The sequence below is a fragment of the Litchfieldia stipae genome (assembly GCF_014837155.1).
GTDB lineage: Bacteria > Bacillota > Bacilli > Bacillales > Bacillaceae_L > Litchfieldia.
In genome coordinates this window covers 231,378-250,403 of the sequence record NZ_JACYHA010000004.1, presented here as the reverse complement: position 1 = coordinate 250,403, position 19,026 = coordinate 231,378, and the positions used below count along the sequence as shown (strand labels likewise).

Here is a 19,026-nt window from a genome sequence, read left to right as displayed (position 1 = left end):
ACGCCTCCATTTTCAATTAGACATTTTGTGTACTTGCAACCTTTGGGAATTCACGATAATGACAGGTGATTCTCACAGCACGTCCTAACTCATCTCTATGAATCTGGATTAATTCGGTCATATCATTCACTATTGCTAGTAACAGATTTTCTCCAACTGCCTTCACCGAATGTGTTTCTCCTTGATACATAATCGTTGGCTTCCCATTACAAGTACCAATCGATACCTTCATCCCTTCATTTGAAACATACTCTCCAGCAAATTCCTCAAGAATTTCAATTGGTAGGATCACTTCATCTAAATCAGCATGTGAGACATTTGCCTCTCTACCTTGATAATCATTAATTGCTAGCTCCATGATTCTTGAGGCAGGGACACCTGCTAAATTCGTAAGCGTAACACCTGTTAAACCAACCTCAGGCAACACACTTAGTTGAGCAGCAATCGCTTTTAAATTCCCACCATGTTGCACTAATTTAGTCCCGAAATAGTCTGGTGAGATCATAAATCCATACCCATAATACTTACCTGGTTCAACCTCAATATGGTGACTCGTCATCAAATTTACGCTTTCTTCTGATAAAATTCGCTTGTCATTGACAACACCACGATTTCGAAAAATCTCCGCATATTTCAGCATATCTGCAGCTGTTGATTTCAAAAAACCTGCAGCTCTCATTGCTGGCGCGTCCCACCAGATTGGCGCTTGATACACACTTTTATTTCCCTCTATAACATCTAAGGCATAACTCATCGCAATATTTTTGTCATCACCATATTCTTCGATCGTAAAATAACTGCGCTCCATCCCACATGGCTTCAATATGTGATCATAGACATATTGCTCATATGTTTTATTACTTACTCGCTCGACAATGACTCCTAATAAAGCATAGCAATCATTTGAATAGCTAAAATGATCTCCGGGCTTACCTAGTAACTCGATATCAAGTTCTCCAATGAAACTCATTAATTGCTCATACGTATCTACATAACCAAGATCTACCTCATCTACTTGAAGTGTTTTATGATCCTTCACAGATGGATCCATTTCCCTTGACCGTCTAAGAGCATAATATAACGTTGAAAGTGGTGGTAATCCTGCCGAGTGAGTCATGAAATGATGAATGGTCATCTCATTTACCGTGCGATCATCCTTCAGGGTGAATTCAGGTAAATATTTTGTCACAGGGTCATAGACAGACAGCTTCTTCTGCTCATGTAATTGCATAATCGCAACACAAGTAAACGATTTTGTAATCGAACCAATACCAAATACAGTATCCTCATTAATCGGAAGAGCTTCTTCAATGTTACGGAACCCTAATCCCTTCCCATAAACCACTTCTCCATCTTGAGCAAGTGCTACGGAAGTACCTGGAATCACATACTTTTCAACCAAGCTATTTGCTTCCTCTTCAAAATCGCTTAAGTCAACCGGCTTACTTACCTTAAGGCCCCCATTTGATTGAATAAAATCAATGACCGTCTCAAAAAATAGTTCAGGTTCATCTGTTGGTACACTATGGCTACTTTCTTCAAAAATCTTGAGCGTACTATTTGGAATACATTCAGCTATTTGTTCTGACTCACTTACAGGGGTAATCCAGTCATGGCGCCCTGCCATTACAAGGGTTGGTATTTGAATAGTTGGAAGTTGATCAACGACATCATAAGTTCTGAGAAAATGTCCAAACCCTTCATTTAATGCTTCATATGAACGATGACCTAAAGGAGGTGTTTGAGCTTGACTTGCTTTTGCTTTCTGAGAATAGAGGGGAGCCATCACTCGATAGTATTCAGATAATTGTTCTAGAGATTGAAATGCTCCTCCCCATAACACATTTGCCATCCTTTTTTGATCGTCATTCCCATTTTCTTCAATAAATGCTTTTGCTTTTTCTAAAAAGCGTGAGCTAGCTGAAGTAGTCAACAACAAGAGCCCATTCAGATTTTCCTGATATTTAAGCCCATAGCTTAATGCAGTCATGCCCCCATAGGAATGTCCCAATATGTAAATCTTGTTCAAACCGAGATATTTTCTCAATGCTTCTATATCCTCTACATTATTTTCTAATGAGTACGTTTCTTGAGGGCCACGATTTGAAAGGCCACTTCCACGGTTATCGATATAAATCACTTGAGCTGCTTCTGCCAATTGACTAAAATGCGGCTTGAAGCCAAGATGTGTGCCACCTGGCCCGCCATGAAGTACAAAGCAAACTGGTTTCTCTACTAATTTCGCTCCATCCTTCCTCCAGCCAACCCCTTCGACATCAAAGAAAATCCTTGTACCATTTACCTCTGCATACATCTAAATCAGCCTCCTTTTTCAACTTTTTTTCCTGTCACCCAATCCGTTATTGGCCAAGTCTCTTATTCCCTCAGGTTATCTAATACTTACTTGATCTTTTTGCAAGACATAATAGTGGACTTCTGGATGCTGACCCTTTAATAAGCCTGTAACAACATACCCTTTGTCCAATGCCAATGTGAAAAGTTCTCGCAAATGATATCGCCACTCCATCGCTTCATTGAGGTCATTTAGCTTAATCTCTTGAATGTTCGTTGGAACTGGTACGAGATAACCCGCGTCATCTTTGATGTCTTCTTTGTTCAGTGGCTCTGTATAATCGTAAACAGACGTCTGAAGGGAAAGAGTATTAGTGAGTGCTCTTTCTACTCTTTTTGAGAAGAGGTCCCATTCAACTAGAAATCGATCAGATGGCAATCCTTTATTCAGCTTGTCATCCATTTCCCCATAGTACGCATGGATATACTTACTCGTATATCCGCCCAATTTCATCAGATTAAAATAGGCATTGCGAGCTTCTAATGGGTCATAAGTCCAAACCATTTTTTGATAGCCGCCATCTTTCATTGCCCATTCCCGCTGTTTCAGCTTTAACGCCAAGCCAACACCCGCATTTTGATAGCTTGGATGAACGGCCGTCATATGTGAGATCAAGTAAGCATGACCCTTTTTGAAACCTGGGAATCCGTAAGCAAAACCAACCACTTGTTCCTCGTGAAATGCGGCAATTATGACTCCTCCATGATGATGGGCTGCCACCAATTGGGGCAAGGGTGTTACCACATCATTACTCCAAATGAGCGCTTGAAACGCAACAATCGCTTTAATTTCCTCCAAGTCATGAACTTCCTTATATACAATCGAGCTTGTCATCGTCATCAAAGGAGTCCTCCTCATTAATTGGTTCGTATAAAAGCTTTTTCAGCAGAGTCTTTTGTGTATTCCTTTTCATTCAGTACTAGCTGACCTATTAGATGCTCATTCAAATCAAAACCAAAACCTGGCTTTTCAGGAACTGTGATGAAGCCTGGCCTCGTTAATGTCACCTCTGGAACAATGATATCCTCATTAAAATAGCGACTTGACGCAGACGTATCACCAGGAATCGTAAAATTCGCTAATGATGCCAATGCAATGTTATGAGCACGACCCACTCCCGCCTCTAACATCCCACCACACCAAACAGGAATATTGTGTTGCTCACATAAATCATGAATTTTTTTCGCTTCAGTTATGCCACCAACTCGCCCAACTTTAATATTAATAATCTTACAAGCTCCTATTTCAATGGCTTTTCTGGTGTCTTCAACAGAATGGATGCTTTCATCAAGACAAATCGGAGTGACTAATTCAGCTTGAAGCTTCGCATGATCAATGATGTCATCATGTGCCAATGGCTGTTCAATCATGAGTAAGTGAAATTGATCTAATTGTTTTAAGAGATCGATATCATCTAACGTATAAGCTGAATTAGCATCAGCCATTAATGGAATTGAATATCCAAATCGATCTCGAATGGCTTGAAGTGGTGCTAGATCCCAGCCCGGTTTGATTTTCACCTTTATTTTTCGATATCCCTCATCTAGGAATCTTTCAACTTTTTCTACTAGCTTCTCAATCGTTGGTTCAATCCCAATGCTCACGCCAACTTCGATTTCCTTAGACGTACCACCAATGGCTCCCGCTAACGATTGATTTGTTTGCTTACTATATAAATCCCATACCGCCATCTCTAATACTGCCTTAGCCATATTGTTTCGGCGTATGAATGAGAAGATTTCAGAAACCTCGCTCGGATGCTGAATCTCCTTATCTAGTAAAATAGGAATCAGAAACTCCTCCAGCATATTTATAACCGTCCCAGTTGTTTCCTCACTATAAATTGGATACGGCATCGCTACACTTTCACCAATCCCAACCTTGCCCCCACCATACACTCGAACAAGAATCATATCCTTCTTCACAACTTTTCCAAAGCTCGTTTCAAAAGGAGCCTTTAAAGGCATCTTTATTCGCTGCCATTTAATTTTCGTAATTTCCATGTAAACACTTCCTCTCACAGGGTGTGGTAAGTTTGCCCCAAGTTAGTGCAAACCACAATGAAGTTAATACTTCTATAATTTGCAATAACAGAAGTTTAAACTTTATAAATGCTATTATATTACACACATTCACAATTGCAAGACTTATTATTTAAATTTTTAGACTATTTAAAATAAAAAAACAACCAATCCTTTTTGAATTGGTTGACTAATTTGGTGGTTTGGCAAGCTCGGGACGGTTCTCACACTTCTTCTCCATCAAGATCCCCCGCCCATTCTTCTCGCCATTTCATTCGTTCATGCTCTTCTACTTGTTTTTCAAGCTTTTCATCCCATTGTTCAAGCATCGTATTCCAAATACGAGAATAGAAGAGGTCTTGTTCTTTGTTGTACAGGATAAATTCGACACAAGGGACTTCAACAGCATGCTGCTCGAAGCTCACGATCTGATCAACAACTATTTGAAAGCCATCCTCATCCAGCCCATCCTTACTCTCTGAAAGTACTTGGAGAAGCCCTTCTGTATCAGGTTCATTTTGATCATTTGAGTACCGAAATTCACCCAATTTCTCCTCTTCTCCTGTGTCTGAAACAGTCCTCTCAGACCAATAGCCATCATGTGTAGGACTATAGAATAGTTCCGTCTGCTCTTCGTCGAGTTCTTCTTCAACAATCCCAGTTTCTAATTGTTCTTGCCCTTTTCCTGTTAACCGATAGATCCCTTTATCGATTGACACTAAGCCCGTTCGTTCCATTTTTCTCATTAAATCTGCGATAAACAATTCTTCAACTAACAACATCTCGGACAAATTAGCTGCTCGCCTGATATCTGCCTCTGCGAATGTCAGCATCATCATTTTCATCAGAATATCCATCTTTGCCCTTCTTACCCGCTTATATGTCACATCTACACGCAAAACAGGTAAATACCAACTCTTAGATTCCTTTATCTGAACAGCTGAGTTCTCAAGTAACCCCGTTCGCAAACGCTTCGTCAGTTTGTCCATCTAATTCACCTCTTCAAGGATACGTAACCCGTCTTGTTTTTTCACTGTATTTAAGACATGCGTATACATCTTTCTGGCTTCAGATTGCTTTGTACGCTCTGTAAACATTTTGGTACTACCAATTAACACAAGAAGCTCTTTCGCGCGAGATAGTGCCACATTAAGTCTCCGGTAGTCCTTAGCAAATCCAATATCATCCTGTTTTGAATCATGATTACGCACCATGCTTAACAAAATAACATCCATTTCCATTCCTTGAAAACGGTCCACTGTTCCCGTTCGAATCGTCAAATGACGAAGCTGAAGCTCTTGATGTAGAATACGGTCGATTCTCTTCACTTGTTCTCCGTAAAAACTGATCACACCGATGCTTTTTTTAGCATCTATATCAATTAATCCAGCTTCTTTTGCCTGTTCTGTCGCATCATCCATCTCCTGAAGCACACGACGAATTTCATTCAACTCCGCTGGATTATAGAGACTCTTTCCACCCTTCATTCTTTCCTCAAAATAAGCGGACTCATTTGGCATATCTACCCACACTAAGTGACTGTTACGCTTAATAAGTGGCGATTCAAGCAAATGATCTCGGTCCAAATCAGAGTTCATCAATCCACATTGTAGGCGTTCATTTTCATGCTCATAAAATGGAGCAATCGTCTCCATGATGTTTTCGTGCATCCGGTACTGAATCGCGAGCATCGTTTTATTGCTTTTCGGAAGGTTTTTATAAAGTCGTTCAAACAATGATTCCTTCAAAAGCTTCTTCAATTCTGCAATCCCTTCAAAGTCCGCACTTTGCTCCGCCATTTCCTGGAGCGTCTCTTCTAAGGTGTCATTTCCTAAAAGCGGTGGCAGCTGATGATGGTCGCCAACCAAAATGATTTTCTTTCCTTTTAACATTGGTAAGAGTAGCTCAGGTGGTGTCGCTTTTGACACTTCATCAATAATAACCACATCAAACTCAGGATATTGATCAATAAAATCTTTTCGAGCTGAAGCCACACAGGTTGTCCCAATCACATTCGCATGCTTCACATACAGCTTACGAATCTCATCAAGGTCATGGTCATTTGCCTCTTCTAATAAGGATAACCACTTTCCTTGGATTGACTGAAACAATGGTAACCTCTGCTGTTCCTGCTTTAACGACTCTCTTTTAAATGATAAACTCGCTAAGCTTGTTAAAATCTTTTCATGCTCTTTCTCTGGTTCAGTTGCAAGAATTTCAGCTAAAGGAAGCAGCTCTGCTTCCTTCTCTTGAATGACCTTCTTCAGTTCATTCAAACGCTCCTCTATTTGCGCAACTTCATGGAACTTTGTATGAACCTCTGTGTTAGCATTCTCTCGCTTCCTACAATTGGCTTCCACCTGCAATGTAACTAACTGTACTTTCTCTTTCTTCTTTTCTAACTCAAGAGCTAGTTCTACTTTTCGAGGTAGCACTTCCTTTGCGTTAGAAATCACTTCCGTTGTTGCCATCATCTGATGATATTGAGTTTGAACAACGTCTAGCTCCTTCTGCTTTTGTTCCAAAGACCTAGTCCATTTTTGATAATATTGGTCGTTCTCCCGCTGCCTCTGCAGAAGCTGGTCAACCATCTCTTGCTTCATCCGCCCAAAAGCTTGCTGTGCCATCTGTTTATAAACATCAAATGATTGGAGACGTTCACGTTTTTTCCAAATAAAGAGTCTTCTACTATACAAACCTTCTAGATGCTCGATCAACATTTGTGGATAGACCGTAGTCCCCTCAGCCAATTTCCTTTTCAAATCGTTTAAAAATTGATCGATCTCTTGTGCGGAATAGACATGATTTGTCTGACGCGGCTGCATTTGTTCATATGAAACCCTGTTCTTTGTTAATATTGATTCAATATAAGAAATCGCACTAGTTAATCGATCATTATATTGTTTTAATTTTTCCAGTTGTTCAATTCCTTTCCGACTTTCTTCTAATTGATCAAAAGACTGAATCATATCTAACGTCCGTTTCAAATTCTGTTCTAGAATGATCCATTTTAGTCCGTCAATTTGTTTGATCATGTTTGTTTTCTCTAGTAATGCATCTAATTGCTTCGTTGCATCAGACCATTTATTACATTCCATTGTTGCTTGCTCAGCACTTTGCCTTGCTTCATGAAGTTTATCCGCTAGTTCCTGACAAGCAATGCTCTGCTGCAGCTCACTTATAACAAGTTGGGTGTCATCCCACTCTTTTTGAATTGTCTCACTGTCAGGCTCACTACGAAGAAAGGCTTGATCATGTTCGATCAGTTCATTCAACGCTTGAATATTTACCTTCATTTCCTGAATAAGTTTTGTTACCTTTTCTTTCTCCGATTCAATTTCCGTTATCTTTTGTTTTTGCTCGTCTGTAGTAGATTGGATGACTTGATACTTCTTCTCTGCATCCTGTTTTGCTTTGACCAAGACTTCAACCCGTGTAAGCTCTGACTCAAGCTGCTGTTGTTCCTGTTCATTTTCCGCCCATTCTGTTTCAATTTCTGTTTTTCTTTTTTTACCTGCCTCAAATTGCATTGAGACTTCTGTTAATGTATGATCTTTCCAATATTGACCTACATTTTCTTCAATGAATTTTTTTCCTTCTTCTTCAATACTTTCCGTCCGACCAACACGTAGGATGCGAATATCTTTATTGGCAAGTAACCGTCCAAGTGCATTATCAACCGCCAAATTCGACTGTGACGCAACCAAGGTTCGAAGGCCTGCCCTCGCATTTTGCAGACAGATTTCTGAGATAACCGTTGTTTTACCAGTACCAGGAGGTCCTTGAATCACATACAAGTCCTCAGCTGCCATCGCCCCTCTAACTGCTTCCTGTTGGAATTCATTCAAGCGATTGTGAAATTTAAGTGATACATTCTTCTTTGGCACTCTTACTGGTGGTTTATTTTCAAACAAAAGACGCTCAAGCTCTGGATTGGCAGCCAAGCCATTTTCCAAATGCTTAAATCCTTGTCGAAGTCGTTTCACCTGACTGAGCGTAGCAAAGTTACTAAACACAACCTCTTTTAGCTTCAAATTGAAACGTTGCTGTCTAGCCATATCCTCCATATATCCGTTCAATTCCACTTCAACCGTTTGGGCAGCTCGATTTGCCTTAAGCACCTTACCGACATCTTGGTCAATCCCATTTAGCTTCACACTTAGATCCTTAAGTGATTTCCATTCCTGTTCCTTCAGCTGGCACCCAGTAATCGTCATCCTACTAAAATCTCGATTGAAAGTGAGCCCTGTATATGGTGAGACCATATCAGGAATATCAGCCGAACGCTCCTGGATGTTTAAATAGCCTTCCCAGCTTGCAATCCGCTTTCTCACATACTCTGAGCTCTCCAAAGCAACAGGCATTTCATGGATCATCTGAAGTAAATCCAGTGGAACCGATTTGCCACGTTGCCCCTTCAAATCAAAGCCTAGTAGTACTGGCCGACGCCAATTTGTTTCCACCGCTGAATATCCTGGTCTTGTTGTCACATTCGTCGCGACTAACCTGTCCTTTTCCACTACACAATGTAGAACAAACACAAGATCATTCACTTTAGCTGTCAGTGCATTCTTTTTAGGATCAATAAATAAAGCAACTGATAGAGGCCGATCTGCTGTCTCTGGATATTTTTCTATAAATATATGAAACGATGTCTCTAACGAAAAAAACGAGTCCTCGGCCATTCCGAGCTCCCGCATCTTATCCTTCGCCTTATTCGTTAATGCTAACGGACATCGATATGTCGTATTAAATTTCATAACTTTGCCCACCTACTTATTTCATCGCACCTTTGATGAGTCGATTTCTACAAACTAGAATTATAGCATATTGTCCTACTTAATAGGGTGAATTCAGGGTGGTTATCTCGCTACCATGTTTTGGCTAACTAAGGGGGGCGGCTGGCTAATTTGGGTTTGGCTGGTGAATTGGGGTTGGCTGGTGAATTGGGGTTGGCTGGTGAATTGGGGACGGTTCTTAATTTGCCAAAAGCAACAAATCAAGAACTGGCACTATTAGGAATAAGCGGAGATTTTCCGCTTAAATCTAAAATGGAGCTCATTTCGGGGTGAATAAGGGAAAGTTTTCCGGTTATTTGCTAAAAAAACTACTATTTAGGCCATTTTCCAGTCAATAGACGGAATTTCTCCGCCTATTGAAGCTCTTTCTAATACTAAAAACCGAATAAGCGAAAATTCTCCGTTTATTTTCAACTCATGGTTAACCCGGAACGGTTCTTACGCTTCCTATTTACGAACAAGAGATGATATTGAATTATTATTTACATATAAACAAAAAGAAGCAAGGGGAAATGTTGTCCTCTTGCTTCTTCAATAAATGATTTTACATACCTTTTTGAACATCATCTAGACTAGGTATTGCTGATATCGCACCAATCCTCGTACAAACCAACGCTCCCACTTTATTGCTAAAAGTTATAGTCTTTTGCAGAAATTCAAAATCCTCGAATATTAACTTAGAATCTACTTTTGAAAATTGATATAGTGTAGCACCGACAAAGGCATCACCAGCACCTGTGGAATCAATAGATTCTACTACAATACTTGGAATAATTGCACCGTTTTTCCCATTCGAAATATATGTTCCTTTTTTCCCCAATGTAACAGCTATCACATTTGCTCCCAATTCATGAAGAAGCCTGGTTCCTTCACCCAAATGGTTAGTCCCTGTTATTACATACAATTCATCATCACTAACCTTAACAAAATCAGAAAAAGCAATCCCTTTTTTCGCTAAATCAACAAAGGTTGAAACCTCATCTTTCCAGAGATTCGATCGAAAGTTAGGGTCAAAAGAGATAAATTGCCCATTATCCTTACCTAACTTCATCGCCCTCAAGTAAGTAGATTGGAACGGATCATTTAGCAAAGCTGTAGCAGATCCAAAATGAAGAATAGACGCACTCTTCATTTTCAATAAATCAATATCTTCTTCTAGTAAGTATGCATCTGCTCCACGATTAAAAACAAAATCTCTTTCCCCATTTGCCTTCAATGATACAAAGGCTAGTGTGGTGGGGTGACAATCATCAAGGATAAGCATGGACGTATCAACATTTAATTTATCTAGTGTGTTTTTCAAAAAATGTCCAAATGGATCGTCACCTACTTTTCCACAGAACTGAGCATTTCCACCTAATTTCACAATCGTTGCACACACATTTGCAGGCGCTCCACCAGCTTGCTTTTCAAAGTTCTTCCCATCAACTAAATCAACTTCTACTTCTTTACAGAAAAAGTCAATTAATAATTCTCCGATACATAGAATTGATGAATTCATTTCGTCCTCCATTTCACAAACTCTCTAAAGTTATGTCCATATAGATTCTAACGGAGTAATATTCAAATCATAAATAGTTGTAGATTCTTCACTCGAAATCAACACCAACTCTTTCTTCCCGTCGCTTGGATAAATTAAGCTAGTAATAACAGATTGGCCATCATTTGCAAAAATTTCAATGGATGAAGTATCAACAAACATTTGAAGCTTCACCTTATTATTTACAGGTTTTAATGGTGCCTCTTGAACGATTGAAAAGGATTCCGAGAAACCAACTTCTCCAGAATCTGACCTGTCAACTAATAACATTTTTTTCACAAAATCATAAATGACGACCGTCTTATCCGTTTCCGAATGTTGTATAACTATATCAAACTTACCAGCATCACACTGTTCAAATGTGAGAACAATTTCATTTAATTGATTCTTAAGGGGTATCCTAACTGGACTAGCTGATTCAACCGTTAGCCCCTTGTATTCAATCGTTGCTTTTTTTATCGTATCCATCTCTTTTACTGGATGTTGAACAATACGAACTCCTTCCTCACTTGTTTTCAAGGATAACTCTCTAGGAAGTGTCATTGCACTTCTCCACTCTTTTGTAGGAACAACATTCGCATATCGCCAATTACTCATCCAGCCTATATAAATTCGACGACCATCTTCTACAGGGATATCTGACCAGCATACCCCTGCGTAATTATCTCTTCCATAATCTAACCATAGTACGGTTTCTTTTTTGTTATCATTTACAAATGTTGTACCGTCAAAACTACCAACAAAATATTGTGTTCTAGACCCTTCTTTAAATCTAGGATTATCCCCGATACTTACAAATAACACCCATTTTCGCTGTTCAGGATTTCCGTCTACTTCTAATTCGAATAAGTCAGGACATTCCCACACGCCATCATGTGAACCAGCTTGATGACCAAACTCACTGGCGAACTCCCAGTTTTTTAAATTAGTCGAAGTATATATGGTAATTGTTTGTCCAGAGGCTATAACCATAATCCATTTACACGTTTCTTTGTGCCAGAAAACTTTCGGATCACGAAAATCTATCACATCTGGATTTGAAAGTACTGGATTCCCTTCATATTTCATCCAGGTTCTTCCATTATTTATGCTATAAGCAATACTCTGTGTCTGACATGGACGATCTGATTCTGGATACTTTCCAGCACTTGTATAGATGGCAACTAAACCTGGTTCAGTATCATTAAAGAAACCTGATGTATTATTCCAATCAACGACCACACTCCCTGAAAAAATATCACCATGTTCATCTGGATGCAGAGCAATTGGTAGATGCTCCCAATGAATCATATCATTACTAACTGCGTGCCCCCAATGCATCGGTCCCCAGGTCGTACCAAAAGGATGATGCTGGTAAAATAGGTGATATTCTCCATTAAAATAGACCATTCCATTAGGATCATTCATCCATTTTTCTTCAGGTGAAAAATGAAATTGAGGTCGATATAATTCTTGATATTTCCTTGTTGCGTCTGTAGTCAATCTAGATCCGCTCCTTTTCAGAGAAAAATAAGAGTCTATTACTCTATTATGTTTAAAAAGGCTGTACTGTAATAAATCGTTGTACAGCCATAGTTTTTATTATTAATTATTGGTTTCTATCATAACCAGTTTGTTTAATTTCTAACCATTCTTGTAATCCTAAACGGTCTAATTCTACTAAATAATCAGCCCATTCTTCTTCTACTTTTCCATTTGTAATCCATTCAGCTCTTTTTCTATTTACATATGGAACTAAGTCTGCCTCTATTGTTGAAAGTTTATCTAATTCCTCTAATGAGAAGAAAACTTTTGGATACATATTCTCAGCTTTCATATCAGGAACCATTACTTCTTTCATTAAATCTAATCTCCAGGCAGCATCGTCCGGCTTTGTCGTTACTGTTCCATAATATTCATCTAATATCGCTAAAGGACCGGCAACAAATGTTTTTTGTCTTAATTCCCATGGTGATGTATCACCTAATGGCAAATGCTTTAACATCCCTGATGCATCTAATTCAAAAATATTCTGTTCTTTTTCATCCCCATAAGTACCCCAGTTATTTTGTACAGATTGAGTAGGGTCATAGAGTTGATCAATCCATTTTGCAGTTAACTCTAGGTTTTTATTTGCACTTGTGATGACCATACGATTTCTATCAAATCCCATTCCATTTGTTCTTGCTACATTTTTATGGCCATCTGGACCAGCAAGGGCTGGCATTAGTTCATATTTATCATTCATCCCTGTGATATTTCCTTTATCCCAGGTAAAATACACACCATATCGATCTTCTTTTCCTTTTGCAATATACGTATTCCAATCTTGTTCAAAGGCTTCTACATCGATTAATCCTTCTTCATATAATTCGTTAAGAAATTTCATCCCCTCTTTATACCCATCCTGCGTTACAGTATAAATGACTTCTCCATCATCACTTACTACTGTATGATCATAGTTATCACCAAGACCAAATGAACCAAATAAGAATGCTAGATCCTCTCCACCATGATTAATGATAAATGACATTGGAATTTCATCTGCTTCTCCATTACCATTTGGATCTTGTGTTTTAAATGCAATTAAAACTTCTTTTAATTCTTCTGTCGTAGTGGGCATTTCTAGCCCTAAATTATTTAACCATTCTACATTTATCCAAGGAAAACCATCAACAGAGTGAATACTTTCTTTTCCGGAACCTAGCTCCTCAATCCATGGAAATGAGTAGATATGGCCATCTGGAGCTGTCATCATTGCTCTATATTCTGGTGCTTCTTCTAACACTTTTTTTAAGTTTGGCATATGTTCATCTATTAAATCTTCAACAGCTATAACACTACCATCTTTAGCTAATTTTAATAAATCATAATCTCCTAAAGCGGCATCCAGAATAGCATCAGGAAGTTCACCGCTCGCGACAGCTAGATTTCTCTTTTCTATAAATGTATCCCAAGTATAATTTTTCCATTCAATATGAACACCAGTATCCTCTTCTAATCGTTGATAAATTAATTTTTCATTCGGGTCTTCTGGTGCTAATGGAGAACTTTGTGTCATAAATTTCAGCGTCACCTTTTCCTCTAATGGCAACGTAACATTTTCTAACTCATAATCCTCAGAAGAAGCACTCTTACTGTTATTACTACAACCCGCTACAACCAATACACCTGAAATGAATAAAGCTGACATTGTTTTCATTAACACTTTGTTCATAATTTCCCCTCACTTTTTCTTTTAATATTTATTTTAATGACCCTACCATAACACCTTTTTCAAAGTATTTTTGGAAGAATGGGTACATTACAATCAATGGTAAGCTTGCTAGAACGATAGATGAATATTTAATCATTTCTGAAATTCGTTGTAGCTCAGCCATAGCTAGTTGATCTGAAATCATACCAGGTTGGACTTCATTTTGGATAAGGATGGCACGTAACACTAACTGCAATGGGTAGAGTGCTTGATCTTCGAGGTAAATCATTGCGTCAAAGTAAGCATTCCATTGCCCGATGAAAGCATATAAGGCAATAACAAATATAATTGGTTTCGATAATGGCATCACAATTTTAAGGAATATTTTAAATTCAGATGCCCCATCTATTCTGGCAGCCTCTTTCAGTTCATTTGGAATCGCTTTAAAATAAGTCCTCGCTAAAATAATAAACCACACATTTATGGCATTAGGGATAATGATAGCCCAAATCGTATTTAGCATCCCTAGATCTTTGATCACTAAATAAGTTGGAATCAGTCCACCGTTAAAGAACATGGTTATTAGGAAAAATACCATTATTGTCTTTCTCCCAACTAGCTGATCTGCAGAAAGCGTATAACCTGCAAGAATACAAACTAAAACTGTGACAATGGTAAAACCAGCAGAATAAAGAATAGAATTTAGGAATCCTCTTACAATTGATCCATCCGTTAAAATCCTTCTATACCCCTCAAATGTCCAATCTGATGTACTAATAAAAATACCTTTCTTTAGTAAAGCATTAGGCTCCAGAAAAGAAGCAAGCAACACATATAAAAGAGGAAATAATACCAAAACCACAATTAAACATAATATAACTTTATTAATTAACAGGATGATTCTATCAGATCTTGAATTATTCATTTTTCACACTTCCTCCTTTCTATAAAAGGCCTTCACCTTCATTAAGTTTCTTTACTACTTGATTTACAAACACTAGTAAAATAACATTGATTACGGCATTAAATAGACCAACTGCCGTTGCAAATGAATAGTCCCCTGCTTGTAAACCTCTTTTGTATACATATGTTGGAATGATTTCTGAAGTTGGTATATTCATAGATGTTTGTAATAAGTAAGCCTTTTCAAAACCAATCGCCATGATCCCTCCGGCAGCTAAAATAAAAAGAACCGCCATGACTGGTTTTAATGTCGGCAAATCGATATGCCAAATTCGCTGTAATAGAGAAGCTCCATCTACTGTAGCTGCATCATGTAGTTGAGGATCTACGTTCGCAAGTGCTGCTACATAGATGATGGATGCCCATCCAGCACCTTGCCAAACACCTGACCAAATATAAATCGATCTAAATGCATCTGGATTAGACATAAATGAAATAGGTTTATCCATGAAAATAGATAATATGGCATTGATTGGTCCTGTTGGTGATAAAAACAAAAACACCATCCCAGAAATAACAACGACTGAAATGAAATGTGGAGCATAAAGAACTAATTGGATATTCTTTTTCACTTTTGCTCTTCTAATCTGATTCAACATAAGAGCTAATATAATGGGAATGGGAAAACCGATAATTAGTTCAAACGAACTCAATTTAAGCGTATTCATAAAAATCTGCATGAAATTGGGTGAGGTTAAAAAACTAGTGAAATGTTTAAGACCTACCCAATCACTTCCGATAATCCCCTTCATCGGACTAAAGTCTTTAAATGCAATGACCGCCCCATACATTGGTACGTACTTAAAAACGATTGTAAGAATGATTGCTGGTAATATGAGTAAATATAGAATGTAATTTTTCTTAACGTAGTCAATTTGAGTCTTTATCTTTAAGTTCGCTTTCTTTGGTGTAGATTTCCTATTTTCTGGTTTGACTAATTCTTGCATTTGTACTCCCCCCTATCTATTTCTTAAGCGTTTATAACATTTATCACCAAAGTTGATATCACCTTACAGTCTTAATATAACAACGAAGAAACATAAAAGATTTCACTTTCTTCGGGTCTTATATCTTAAAAATTCAAGATAATTTATTGATAGATTTTTTCTAGAAACGATACTTCTCACCATGAAGGTTAAACCTAATTTTTTTCACTACGTCCTTCATTTCCTTTCCCCTTTCTAACAAAAAAAAACCAGCCAAAGGCTAGTTTTTCCTATTAATTCCTGTTATTTTCAATTCGTAGAATTTCTTGATCAATTTTTCTTACTGCACGATTTGCGGCATCTAGTACATTTTCATTAGAGACACCCACCTCTAAAAAAAGCTCCCTTATTGTAGCACTTACCGTTGGATATATTGGAGTTACTGGACGATTTTTTGAATACTTTTGAGATTGAATTAAAAATATATTATGTGGATATTGGTTAAACTTAGGAAATTCTTTTACAACCGAGTACCTTGCAGGTATATCACCCGTTTTTTCAACGTATATCTTGATCCCTTCATAGCTAGTTGCAAATTTCACAAATTCCCATGCTTCTTCTGGATATTCTGTGTTCGTTGATATTCCTAAGGCCCAACCTCCGTTTGCAGCAACTTGTTTCTCTGCTATAGGTAAAGGAGCAATCCCGAAGTCCTCCCCTAATGTAAAGTCCGGAAAATTATTTTGCAAATGTTCTAAAGCCCAAGAGCCTTCTATGCTTATGGCTACCTTTTCTGTTGCAAATGGGTTTGGAGGCAACTCAAATGCTGCCACTTTATGTTTATGATATAAGTCCTGATAAAACTGGAGTGCTTTAAGCGATTTTGGAGAATTTAAATAGCCATCTGTTGTTCTCCCATCTTCACTTATTATTTCCGCGCCAAACTGCCACATGAGTGGAAGCTTAAAATAAGCAGGTGCTTCTCCTACTGGAAAACCCTGTGCAGGATCAATCCCGTATACTCCTTTTTCTAGGTCTGTAAGTTGCTTTGCTGCTTCTAATACTTCGTCCCAAGTCCAAGGTGAATTTGGGTTTTCAGAAGGAAATGGAATCCCTTTTTCTTTAAATAAATTCTTGTTATAAAACATAGCAATACTTGAATCTGCGATAGGTGCAAGATAGATTTCATCATTGTATATTAGTCCATTAAGAATGGTCATAGGGATATCTTCAAGATTCCCTTCCGCCTCCATCCAAGCATCTATTGACCTTATTGCATTTGCATTTGCATATGTTGCAAGGTTCGGGCTGTCAATTGCCATAATATCAGGTGTATTACCAGCAGCAACTTCAGTACGAAGTCGTATCTCGTAGTCCCCAAATGGAATTAAGCTCATATTAATCTTGATATGCGGATTCTTTTCTTCAAAAGCTTCAATAATAGCGATAAAGGCTTTATTTTCCGCTTCGTTACCTAAATTCCTCCAGAATGATAATTCAATTATTGGGTGATCCTGTTTTCCATCTTCGTCATCAGTTACTTGATTAGATGGTTCATCTCGAAATGTGCATCCCATTAATAAACTGGTAATGATAAAAAAAATCATCAAAAATAATTTTTTTTGATGCATGACTACCACCGCTCTTTTCCTTTATTGACTAGATACAAATTTTTTCTTTTCGGTATTCAACGGGAGTTTGTCCAACGTATTTTTTAAATACCGTTCCAAAATAGCTTGAATTAGAAAAGCCGACCAATTGTGCTACATCAATTATTTTCAGTTCTGAATCTAGTAATAATTCTCTTGCTTTATTGATCCTTAATTTAATTAAATAATCACTGTACGTTTGACCCACTTGATTTTTAAAAAGCTCTGATAAATAAGTACCATTAAGATGAAATTGCTTCGATAAGCTTGTTAAGGTAATATCATTTGCATAGTTTTTTTCTAGAAAACGACGAACACCTTCCACTATATGTGATCCATCAGAAGCACGAAGTCCTTTCACTTCTTGAATCACATTTTGAGCCAATGACATTAATTTATCTAACACCTTCGCTTGAGAATCATGTTCTAATATACTTTGCTGGCATAGCCATAACTCTTGTTGAATCTTTGATGTTTCAATCCCATATTTGATAACTAAAGACATCAAAAGTAGGAATATCCTATTTGCTAAAAACGTAAAGGAACCAATTGAATACTTCTTATGTTTCTCTAAAATAGATTCTACATTTAATTTAAAGGATTCAAATTCTATTTTTTCGATCGCGTTAATTAATTTTCTTTCAATTTCAGGAGAAAACTCTATCATTTCCTTATGGAAGTCACCTTCAATGACCTGATCGTAGCTTCCAATGTCACTATTACTCCAAGATAGTAAACTAGAGATATAGGCGTTTTTAATTTCAGGTAATCCTCTTACTACATTGCCAAGTCCAACAATCGTAACAAGTTTAAGATATCTCGTTACATTCCGTTGAATCTCTTTCACCAATTCTTTTGTTTTTAATTTATCTGACAACTGACTATATATAAGAAAATGAATCATATTCGAGTAACTTGGGTTGTGAAAACAGTATGCATTATTTGTCCCAGCAATTTCCTTGCAAATGGTTTGGAACGGAAGTCGCAATTCATTTAACTTCATATCATCCTTTCCAGGTTCTCTAATTTCAACTGTAATTAACTGAAAGTGTATATTTTCTTCCGTTAAATCTGATAACTGTAATTGATCAAGCCTTTCAATTACAGGTGATATTTCTGACCAGTCCTCTTTCACTAATTGTAATAAATATTGTTCTTGGAGTCCTTGAAGTAATTTCTGTCGTTCATTTCGAATTCTAGCATTCTCACTAAACTCACTTTTTTCTTTTTTTATTTCAATCCGTAGTCTAGATAAGGTTTCAATCAATTCATTTCGAACTACTGGTTTCAAAAGGTAATCCTTTACACCCGCTTGAATCGCAGATCGAACATATTCAAATTCTGAGTACCCAGACAAAACGATGATCCTAGAGCATGGATGTTTCTTTTGACACTCGATAAAGAATTCAATTCCATTCATAAGAGGCATTCTAATATCAGTTAGAATCACATCTATATTATGCTCCTCTAAGATGTTTAACGCTTCTTTACCGTTGGAGGCTTCTGCACATATTGAATACCCTTGATCTTCCCAGTTTATCTTCATTTTCAAGCCTTTACGGATTTGAAGTTCATCGTCAACAATCATCACCTTCAGCAT

The 19,026-nt window shown here is 37.7% G+C and carries 13 protein-coding genes; 1 reads left to right on the top strand and 12 read right to left on the bottom strand.

Annotation, left to right across the window (positions count from 1 at the left end; translation table 11 throughout):
- Positions 1-16: 16 nt before the first annotated feature.
- The 5 genes from F7888_RS22490 to F7888_RS07040 form a co-directional block, all read right to left on the bottom strand.
- Positions 17-2,314, bottom strand: coding sequence for an alpha/beta fold hydrolase (locus F7888_RS22490; RefSeq protein ID WP_225228639.1), 2,298 nt, complete (start codon positions 2,312-2,314; stop codon positions 17-19).
- A 75-nt stretch (positions 2,315-2,389) separates the two neighbouring features.
- The gene (locus F7888_RS07055; protein WP_191778464.1) at positions 2,390-3,193 is read right to left on the bottom strand and encodes a GNAT family N-acetyltransferase; all 804 of its coding nucleotides are present in this window, start codon (positions 3,191-3,193) and stop codon (positions 2,390-2,392) included.
- A gap of 17 nt (positions 3,194-3,210) precedes the next feature.
- Entirely contained in the window at positions 3,211-4,356 is a 1,146-nt protein-coding gene (menC, locus tag F7888_RS07050) for an o-succinylbenzoate synthase (protein ID WP_191778463.1), read from the bottom strand.
- A gap of 242 nt (positions 4,357-4,598) precedes the next feature.
- Entirely contained in the window at positions 4,599-5,363 is a 765-nt protein-coding gene (locus tag F7888_RS07045; RefSeq protein ID WP_191778462.1) for a hypothetical protein, read from the bottom strand.
- A complete protein-coding gene (locus F7888_RS07040; RefSeq protein WP_191778461.1) occupies positions 5,364-9,134 on the bottom strand; it encodes an AAA domain-containing protein in 3,771 nt (1,256 codons plus the stop codon).
- A 150-nt stretch (positions 9,135-9,284) separates the two neighbouring features.
- Here F7888_RS07040 and F7888_RS07035 point away from each other — a divergent pair, with 150 nt between their 5' ends.
- On the top strand, positions 9,285-9,446 hold the full coding sequence (locus F7888_RS07035; RefSeq protein WP_191778460.1) for a hypothetical protein: 162 nt from the start codon (positions 9,285-9,287) through the stop codon (positions 9,444-9,446).
- Between the two features lie 271 nt (positions 9,447-9,717).
- On the opposite strand, the gene F7888_RS07030 is transcribed toward F7888_RS07035, so the two are convergent.
- The 7 genes from F7888_RS07030 to F7888_RS07000 form a co-directional block, all read right to left on the bottom strand.
- Positions 9,718-10,674: a carbohydrate kinase family protein gene (locus F7888_RS07030; RefSeq protein WP_191778459.1), complete on the bottom strand. Its 957-nt coding sequence runs from the start codon at positions 10,672-10,674 to the stop codon at positions 9,718-9,720.
- 30 nt (positions 10,675-10,704) lie between these two features.
- On the bottom strand, positions 10,705-12,195 hold the full coding sequence (locus F7888_RS07025) for a glycoside hydrolase family 32 protein (RefSeq protein WP_225228638.1): 1,491 nt from the start codon (positions 12,193-12,195) through the stop codon (positions 10,705-10,707).
- 106 nt (positions 12,196-12,301) lie between these two features.
- Complete coding sequence (locus F7888_RS07020; protein ID WP_225228637.1) at positions 12,302-13,909, bottom strand: ABC transporter substrate-binding protein; 1,608 nt, start codon at positions 13,907-13,909, stop codon at positions 12,302-12,304.
- A gap of 28 nt (positions 13,910-13,937) precedes the next feature.
- Positions 13,938-14,813: a carbohydrate ABC transporter permease gene (locus tag F7888_RS07015; protein WP_101729752.1), complete on the bottom strand. Its 876-nt coding sequence runs from the start codon at positions 14,811-14,813 to the stop codon at positions 13,938-13,940.
- A 19-nt stretch (positions 14,814-14,832) separates the two neighbouring features.
- Positions 14,833-15,798, bottom strand: a complete 966-nt coding sequence (locus F7888_RS07010; protein WP_191778458.1) for an ABC transporter permease — start codon at positions 15,796-15,798, stop codon at positions 14,833-14,835.
- Between the two features lie 272 nt (positions 15,799-16,070).
- Complete coding sequence (locus tag F7888_RS07005; protein ID WP_191778457.1) at positions 16,071-17,408, bottom strand: ABC transporter substrate-binding protein; 1,338 nt, start codon at positions 17,406-17,408, stop codon at positions 16,071-16,073.
- A gap of 28 nt (positions 17,409-17,436) precedes the next feature.
- Entirely contained in the window at positions 17,437-19,026 is a 1,590-nt protein-coding gene (locus F7888_RS07000; RefSeq protein ID WP_225228636.1) for a response regulator transcription factor, read from the bottom strand.